Origin of the sequence: Rhodoplanes roseus, assembly GCF_003258865.1 — a bacterium.
GTDB classification, from domain to species: Bacteria; Pseudomonadota; Alphaproteobacteria; order Rhizobiales; family Xanthobacteraceae; genus Rhodoplanes; species Rhodoplanes roseus.
Genome location: NZ_NPEX01000266.1, coordinates 1 through 7,910 on the forward strand (window position 1 = coordinate 1; position 7,910 = coordinate 7,910).

General features: G+C 68.8%; 7 protein-coding genes. All 7 read left to right on the forward strand.

Annotated features, from left to right (window positions below; translation table 11 throughout):
• Positions 1 to 108 precede the first annotated feature (108 nt).
• Positions 109 to 1,488 carry a sensor histidine kinase gene (locus CH341_RS25235; protein ID WP_111421734.1) on the forward strand — a complete coding sequence of 460 codons (1,380 nt, stop codon included), beginning with the start codon at positions 109 to 111 and terminating at the stop codon, positions 1,486 to 1,488.
• Positions 1,489 to 1,658: 170 nt separating this feature from the next.
• Complete coding sequence (locus CH341_RS25240) at positions 1,659 to 2,267, forward strand: cupin domain-containing protein (RefSeq protein ID WP_111421735.1); 609 nt, start codon at positions 1,659 to 1,661, stop codon at positions 2,265 to 2,267.
• A gap of 351 nt (positions 2,268 to 2,618) precedes the next feature.
• A complete protein-coding gene (locus CH341_RS25245; protein ID WP_111421736.1) occupies positions 2,619 to 3,845 on the forward strand; it encodes an alpha/beta hydrolase family protein in 1,227 nt (408 codons plus the stop codon).
• A 40-nt stretch (positions 3,846 to 3,885) separates the two neighbouring features.
• Positions 3,886 to 5,127 (forward strand): cysteine peptidase family C39 domain-containing protein, encoded by a 1,242-nt coding sequence (locus CH341_RS25250; RefSeq protein ID WP_111421737.1) that lies wholly within the window; start codon positions 3,886 to 3,888, stop codon positions 5,125 to 5,127.
• Between the two features lie 43 nt (positions 5,128 to 5,170).
• On the forward strand, positions 5,171 to 6,157 hold the full coding sequence (locus tag CH341_RS25255) for an ABC transporter substrate-binding protein (protein ID WP_111421738.1): 987 nt from the start codon (positions 5,171 to 5,173) through the stop codon (positions 6,155 to 6,157).
• Between the two features lie 10 nt (positions 6,158 to 6,167).
• Positions 6,168 to 6,953: an ABC transporter ATP-binding protein gene (locus CH341_RS25260; protein ID WP_111421739.1), complete on the forward strand. Its 786-nt coding sequence runs from the start codon at positions 6,168 to 6,170 to the stop codon at positions 6,951 to 6,953.
• 8 nt (positions 6,954 to 6,961) lie between these two features.
• Complete coding sequence (locus CH341_RS25265) at positions 6,962 to 7,807, forward strand: ABC transporter permease (RefSeq protein ID WP_146604618.1); 846 nt, start codon at positions 6,962 to 6,964, stop codon at positions 7,805 to 7,807.
• Positions 7,808 to 7,910 lie beyond the last annotated feature (103 nt).

The window sequence follows — 7,910 nt, forward strand, 5'->3', positions numbered from 1 at the left end:
GGGGGCCGAGGTCGGCCATCAGCGCCGCAAACCCTCACCCCGGTCGTCCGCTTCGCGGACGCCCGACCCTCTCCCCGGGGGAGAGGGCCAAACGGGCTCCCTCGTAACATGCGCGCCAACTCGCTCGCGCTGCGCCTCTTTCTCTCGGCCACCGCGTGGACCGTGATCATCCTGCTGGCCACCGGCATCAGCCTCTCGTCGCTGTACCGTCAGGCGGTGGAGCGCTCCTTCGACCGCCGGCTCGGCGTCTATCTGCGGACGCTGGTCGCCGAGGTCGCGGCGCCCGAGGAGGGCACCGAGCGCGGGCCGCTGTCGCTCGGCGAGCCGCTGTTCGAGCTGCCGCTGTCGGGCTGGTACTGGCAGATCACTCGCCTCGGCGCGCAGAAGCCGGAGACGCGCTCGTCGCGCTCGCTGTGGGACTCGACGCTGCCGCATCTCGCCGACCAGGGCCTGGTGCCCGGCACCGACGGCAGCCGCCGTTCCTATGTGGACGGCCCCGAGGACCAGCGCCTGCGGCTGGTCGAACGCACCGTCGACCTCGGTGACGAAGGGCGCTTCCTGGTCGCGGTCGCCGGCGATCCCCAGGAGATCGACGAGGAGACGCGCTCCTTCGACAATGCGCTCGCCATCACGTTCGTGATGCTGGCGGCGGTGCTGATCCTGATCACGATGTTCCAGGTGCGGTTCGGCCTGGCGCCGCTCAAGCGCATCTCGGAGAGCTTGGCGGCGATCCGGGCCGGGCGCAGCGAGCGCCTGGAAGGCGACTTCCCGGACGAGATCGCGCCGCTCGCCCGCGAGACCAATGCGCTGATCGAGGCCAATCGCGAGATCGTCGAGCGGGCCCGCACCCATGTCGGCAATCTGGCCCATGCCTTGAAGACGCCGCTGTCCGTGGTGGTGAACGAAGCCGCGACGCGCGGCGACGACGATCCGCTCGCCCGCAAGGTCCGCGAGCAGGCCGCCATCATGCGCGACCAGGTGACCCGGCATCTGGAGCGCGCGCGCCTCGCCGCCCGCCTCACCGTGGTCGGCAACGTCACCGAGGTGAGGCCGGTGGTGACGGCGCTCGCCCGCACCATGCAGAAGCTGCATCACGACCGCGGCCTGGTCATCGACGCCGAGGTGCCGGAGACGCTGCGCTTCGTCGGCGAGCGGCAGGACCTCGAGGAGATGGTCGGCAACCTGGTCGACAACGCCTGCAAGTGGGCGGAGGGGCGCGTCTCCATCGAGGTGGGGGCCGCGCCTCCGCCGGACCGGCGGGCGACCGCGGGGCTGCGTATCGTCGTCGACGACGACGGGCCGGGCCTCTCCGCGGCCGAGCGCGAGCAGGTCGCGCGACGCGGCAAGCGGCTCGACGAGACCAAGCCCGGCTCCGGCCTCGGCCTGTCGATCGTGACGGAGCTTGCCGGCCTCTACGGCGGCAAGCTGACGCTGGCGGCGGCGCCGATCGGTGGCCTGCGGGCCGAGCTGGTGCTGCCGGCCGGCTGATGCCGGACGCGGTGCGGCCTCTGGACGTGACCCGGACGGGACGCTAACGCTATGAGCGACGCGATGACGGCCTGCGACGCGATGATCGGAGCCCTGTCGAAAGCCGTACCGGTGGGGCGCCCGTCCGCGCACCGGGCCATCGCGCATCGGACCTCCGCAAAGGATCGTTCATGTCGGTGACTGCCACGTCTCCGCGCCCGGAGCCCGACTCCGGACAGGGGGTGCTCAATCTCGGCGTCCGGCTGCGCCATGCGCGGCTGGCGCGCGGGGCCCGGCTGAAGGACGTGGCGGAGGCCGCGGGCTGCTCGGAGAGCCTCGTCTCCAAGATCGAGAACAACAAGCTGCAGCCCTCGCTGGACGTGCTGCGGCGGCTGTGCGAGGCGCTGCATCTGACACTGGGCGAGCTGTTCGCCACGCCGTCGGCCGACGAGAACGTGGTCCAGCGCAGCGGCAATCGCGTCGTCGTCGATCTCGATCCGGTGCGTCGCGGTGAGGGCATCCGGCTGGAGCGGCTGGTGCCGTACTCGGCCGGCCATCTCCTCCAGGGCAACATCCACGTCGTCGCGGTCGGCGGCGGCAGCGAAGGCCTGCTCACCCACGAGGGCGAGGAGGTCGGCTACGTGATCGCCGGCACCATCGAGCTGCAGCTCGGCGACAAGACCTACCGGATCGAGGCGGGCGATTCCTTCTGCTACCGCTCCGAGACGCCGCACGGCTATCGCAACATCGGCGACTGCGAGGCGCGCGTGATCTTCATCAACACCCCGCCGACGTTCTAGCCCGTCCTTCGACCGGGGAATCACTCCGTCACCCCGAGGTGCTCGGGCGAAGCCCGAGCCTCGAAGGGCGACGGCCGGTGCGGTGGCCGCCATCCTTCGAGGCCCGGCTTCGCCGGGCGCCGCAGGATGACGGGGCGAGGCCGAGGCGGTCGGAAGGCGATCCCAAGCTCGGTTCCACTTCCACTCCCTCTCTCCTTCCGCCTCCCTCCATACCTTGCCTGCAAAGCTGCCGAACCCGGCGGCAGCGCGCCCAATAAATCAACAGCTTTTCCTGTTGCTCAAGTCTCTTGAATGGCCGTAGGCTGTCCGTAGTTGTCCCGATCAGCCCACTCCAAAGAGCGAGAGACCGGAATGGCGGAAGCGCTTCTCATCGACGAGGTGATGGATCGCAAGGAGGCCCATTATCAGCCGTTCGGCTGGCATCATTGGCCCGACCATCCGTGGATGAGCTACCAGTTCCGCCGCGCGCTCGGCGAGACGCAGGAGGGCGGCGGCTCCGTCTCGGAGTGCTTCCTGGCCGCCAGCCGGATGATCCCGGGCGACAAGGAGAGCTGGTACAAAGAGTGGAAGCGCATCGCCGACTTCAATCAGCAGCGCGGCGACGACGAGCATGCGGCCGGCCATGTGCGCACGGCGATGAACTGCTGGCTGCGCGCCGCCGATTACTATCGTGAGGTCGAGTTCTGGCTGCTGCCCGACGATCCGCGCCGGCTCGCCGCCTTCACCGACATGGAGACCTGCAGCCGGAAGTTCATCGAGAACCTCAACCCGCCCGGCGAGGTGCTGCAGATCCCTTACGAGAACGGCAAGACGCTGTTCGCCTATTTCGTCCGCGCCCCGTTCGACACCGGCAAGCAGCCGGTGCTGATCTGCATGGGCGGGCTCGACTCGATCAAGGACGAGATGTGGTTCATGCAGGCGCACGGCGCATTGCAGCGCGGCATCTCGGTGCTGATGATCGACGGGCCGGGGCAGGGCGGCACGCTGCGCCGGCACAAGATCACGACCCGCTTCGACACCGAGGTCCCGATCGGCAAGTGCATCGATTATCTGGAGACGCGCGACGACGTCGACACCAGCCGCATCGCGGTGTGCGGCTCATCGCTCGGCGGCTATTACGCGGCGCGGGCCGGCTGCTTCGAGCCGCGTCTCGCCGCCGCCATCTCGCACGGCGCGATCTGGTCGATCCCGGATCTGTGGGCCAGGGCGGACGAGAACCACGGCCTCGCCGACCACATCAAATGGGTCTTCGGGGCCGCCACCGTGAAGGAGGCGCTGGAGAAGGCGAAGCCGTTCACGCTCGACGGTGCGCTCGATCACATGAAGTGCCCGTACCTCATCGTGCACGGCGGCTTCGACGTGCTCGGCGTCGAGCAGGCGCAGCGCGTCCACGACTACGCCAAGTCGAAGGGCGTCGACGTGACGCTGCGCTACGTCGACGCCGACGAGACCGGCGCCGAGCACTGCCAGCACGACAACCCGACCATCGGCCAGGAGCTGATGGCGGACTGGCTCGCCGACCGGTTCGGCATCGACCAGGTCGCGCTCCGCGCGAAAATGACCAACCCGCTCATCTGATCACGATCCGTCCCAACCCGAGCCCCAGGGGAGAACGGCCATGGCGAGCGTTGCAGGATACGAGCAGTCCTACTACTCGATGACGTGGTTCGGGCCGAAAGGCTATCCGGACGACGGCAATGCCGGGCGCTGCTATTTCACCGGCCTGCTCGGCATGGTCCGCCATCACGGCGAGCCCGACGTGCTGTTCGCCGACGGCACCTCGGGCGACGGCTTCTCGTTCCGCTGGTCGCCGGTGTGGGGCGCCCCCGCCTTCAACGGCGGCGCCGGCCCGTTCCACGAGATCTGGGAGTACACGCCGAAGGCGCTCGGCTTCCAGGGCCACTGGGAGCAGGACGACGAGGACGGCTTCGACGGCGCCTGGGCGCGCCTCACCGGGCTGATCGACCGCGGCGTCCCGGTGCAGGTCGGCCTGCATTACAGCCTGATGCTGCCACACGGCGCCAAGGCCTCCCCGCGGCTCGCCTATCAGCACAGGACCATGGGCCCGACCGGCTTCGGCCATCACGTGGTCGTCGCCGGCTACGATTCCACCCGCGGCACCGTGACGATCTTCGAGCCGAACGACATCGCCGAGAACTGCCGCTACGAGGCGCCCGTCGAGGTGTTTCGCCGGGCCTGGGAGGAGGCAGCGCTGCGCGGCCGCGAGCGCTACCAGGCCTGGGCGCATCATCATCCCTGGGGCGGCGCGTGGAGCCTGCACGACGGCTACGGTCCGTATCTGATGGTCTGGATCGAGCCCGGCCGCGATCCGGCCTGGGACATCGCCGCCTCGATCCGCCACTCGTTCCGGCGCAACCTCAAGATCCTGTCGGGCGAGTACCCGAAGCCCTACGCGCTGTTCGGCAACCAGTGGCAGATCCCGCATTTCGAGACCGGCGCGTACGGCATGGCGGCCTGCGCCGAGGCGATCCGCAGCGGACGGCTCGGCGACACGGTGGCGCCCGACGGCACCACGCGCCCGCTGTTCGTGCGTGGCAACATCCCGAACCACGGCGTGCTCGGTCGCGCCGGCGCGGCCGGCTATCTGCGCCGCGTCGCAGCGGAGCTCGCGCAGCGCGACCTGAAGTCGGACGATGTCGCCGCCGCCGGGCGAAAGATGCAGGAGTCCTCGGAGCTGTTCCGGACGCTGCGCTACGAGGCCGAGATCAAGGCGGCCGGCGAGATCCTCGCCCGCATCGCCGAGACCGAGATCGCCGCGCTGTCCCACATGGAGGCCGCCATGGCCGAGGTGAAGGAGATCACCCGCGCGCCGGTCGCGGCCCGCGTGGCCGCCGAGTAGCGAAGCCGCCATCACCGCCTTGCCGACCACACGAGGGACACGCATGACGACGAGACGGACGACCATCGGCGCGCTCACGGCGCTCGGCCTGCTGACGGGCGCGGCGCAGGCGCAGGACACCTACACGGTCCGGGTGGTCGCCGGCACGGCCGGCTACGACCACATCCAGCCCTTCATGGCCGAGTACAAGAAGATCTGGGACAAGTACGGCATCAAGGTCGACTTCAAGGGCGGCAACTACGTCCGCTCGAATCAGATGATGTCGATCGGCGACTTCGACGTCGGCTACAACCAGATCGCCTCGACGATCCGCTACAACTCGGCCGGCGTCGACAACGTCATCACGGCCGCCTCCTCGGCCAACTGCGCGTCCATCGTCGCCGCTCCCAACGTGACGTCGTGGGCCGATCTCAAGGGCAAGCGGATCGGCATCGTCACCAAGTTCGACGTGCAGTACCTGACGCTCCTGCATCACATCCTGCCGCGCTTCGGCCTGTCCGAGAAGGACGTGCAGCTCGCCGCCGTGCCGGTGCCCGAGGTCGCGGCCGCGCTGGTCACGGGCGATATCGCCGCCGCCTTCCCGTTCGAGCCCTACGGCGCCAACGCCGTCAAGCGCGGCACCAAGCTCCTGCTGCCGGCGGCCGATCTGGTCGACAAGTCGAAGCTGCCCTCCGACATGCTGCGCAACAGCATGGTGATGACGCGGAAGTTCATCAAGGAGCATCCCGAGCTCGCCAAGCGGATGGTGTGGGCGCATCTCGACGCCGTGCATCTGATGCGCACCGATCCGAGCGTCGCGATGGACACGCTCAAGCACTACGTGCCCAATCTCGACGCCGGCCTGCTGCAGGAGGCCTACGGCAATTGCGGCTGGAGCTACAACGAGGTGCCCCGCGCCTGGGTGGAGGCGCTGATCGGCTGGATGACCGAGGACAAGCTGCTGCAGAAGACGGTCGGCTACGACGACGTCGTCGACGACGGCTTCGCCAAGTCCTATCCGGGCTATCCGGCCTACGAGAAGCTGAAATAGGGCGTCCCGGATGGTCGTCATCGAGGCTCTCGACAAGTCCTACGGATCGAGCGACAGCGCGCTCCTGGCGTTGAGCGACATCGACCTCACGATCGAGGAGGGTCAGTTCGTCAGCCTGCTCGGTCCGTCCGGCTGCGGGAAGTCGACGCTCCTCAAGATCATCGCCGGGCTGATCCCGGCGAGCGCCGGGCGCATCACCATCGACGGCAAGGTGGTGGACGGCCCGGGGCCGGAGCGCGCCGTGGTGTTCCAGGACTACGCGCTGTTCCCGTGGATGACCGTGCAGGACAATGTCGAGTTCGGCCTCGAGGCACGTGCCGTGCCGGCCGAGGAGCGCCGGGCCGCGTCGGCCGAGCTGCTGCGCGTCGTCGGCCTCAGCGACTTCGCCCAGAAGTTCCCGCACCAGCTCTCGGGCGGCATGAAGCAGCGCGTCTCGATCGCCCGGGCGCTGGCCGTGAAGCCGTCGCTCCTCCTGATGGACGAGCCGTTCGGGGCGCTCGACGCGCAGACCCGCCAGGGCCTGCAGGACGAGCTGCTGCGCATCTGGCGCGTCTACAAGAAGACCGTGGTGTTCGTGACCCACTCGATCGAGGAGGCGATCTACCTCTCCGACCGTATCGTCGTGATGACGGCGCGGCCCGGCCGCATCAAGGCGGTGATCGACGTCGACGAAGAGCGTCCGCGCGACCCGACCTCGGCCGGGATGAGCGCGCTGCATCGCGAGGTGCGGGCCGTGCTGAGCGAGGAGATCACCAGGGCCGCGGCCCTGGAGCACGACATGATGGTGGCGAGGTGAGCGAGCCGATGGCCGATATCGCGCATTCGAGGGTCGACGCCGCCACGACCCGGGCGGCACCGCGCCGGCGGAGCTGGATCAGCAGGATCCGGATCACGTCGGACACGCTGCTCGGCTGGGCGACGATCGCCGGCTTCGTGCTGGTGTGGGAGATCGTCTATCGGCTCGGCCTGATGCCGCCCTGGGCGTTTCCGTCGCCCTGGCAGGTGGTGCTGGCGTTCCGCGACCTGATCGCCAACGGCGTGCTGCTGCAGAACACGCTGGCCAGCATCGGCCGCCAGTTCACCGGCGTGATCCTGGCCGCCATCGTCGGCATTCCGGTCGGGCTGGCGCTCGGCGCCAATGCGCGCGTGCGGGCCGCCTTCCTGCCGCTGTGCCGGCTGATCTATCCGATCCCGGGCATCGCCTGGATCCCGCTCGCCATCCTGTGGTTCGGCATCGGCTTCACCTCGACCGTGTTCGTGATCTTCTTCTCCGGCATCTGGTCGATCATCTTCAACACCATGACGGGCGTGCAGACGTTGTCGGGCCTCTACACCGATGTCGCCAAGGTCTACATGGCGCCGCGGGGCCTGTATGTGCGCCGGATCCTGATCCCGGGCTCGCTGCCCTACATCATCACCGGCATGCGGCTCACCTACGGGGTCGGTTGGCGCGTCATCGTCGGCGCCGAAATGATCTCGTCGATCACCGGCCTCGGCTTCCTGATCGACGACGCCCGCTGGCAGCTCCGCCCCGACATCATGGTGTGCGGCATGATCACCATCGCGATGATCGGCTGGGTGTCGGAGAACTGGTTCTTCGACTTCGTCGAGCGCCGCACCATCGAGCGCTGGGGCATGAAGTCGGTGTAGCACCGGTCACCATCGTTCGATCCGTCACCCTGAGGTGCTCGCCCGGAGGGCGAGCCTCGAAGGGCGACGGCATCGATCTCGGGTTTGCCCGAGATCGACACCA

What these genes read in the sequence shown, in the direction of transcription:
- CH341_RS25235 (WP_111421734.1), top strand. Translation starts at nt 109, where the DNA reads ATGCGCGCCAACTCGCTCGCGCTGCGCCTCTTTCTCTCGGCCACCGCG.
- CH341_RS25240 (WP_111421735.1), top strand. Translation starts at nt 1,659, where the DNA reads ATGTCGGTGACTGCCACGTCTCCGCGCCCGGAGCCCGACTCCGGACAG.
- CH341_RS25245 (WP_111421736.1), top strand. Translation starts at nt 2,619, where the DNA reads ATGGCGGAAGCGCTTCTCATCGACGAGGTGATGGATCGCAAGGAGGCC.
- CH341_RS25250 (WP_111421737.1), top strand. Translation starts at nt 3,886, where the DNA reads ATGGCGAGCGTTGCAGGATACGAGCAGTCCTACTACTCGATGACGTGG.
- CH341_RS25255 (WP_111421738.1), top strand. Translation starts at nt 5,171, where the DNA reads ATGACGACGAGACGGACGACCATCGGCGCGCTCACGGCGCTCGGCCTG.
- CH341_RS25260 (WP_111421739.1), top strand. Translation starts at nt 6,168, where the DNA reads ATGGTCGTCATCGAGGCTCTCGACAAGTCCTACGGATCGAGCGACAGC.
- CH341_RS25265 (WP_146604618.1), top strand. Translation starts at nt 6,962, where the DNA reads ATGGCCGATATCGCGCATTCGAGGGTCGACGCCGCCACGACCCGGGCG.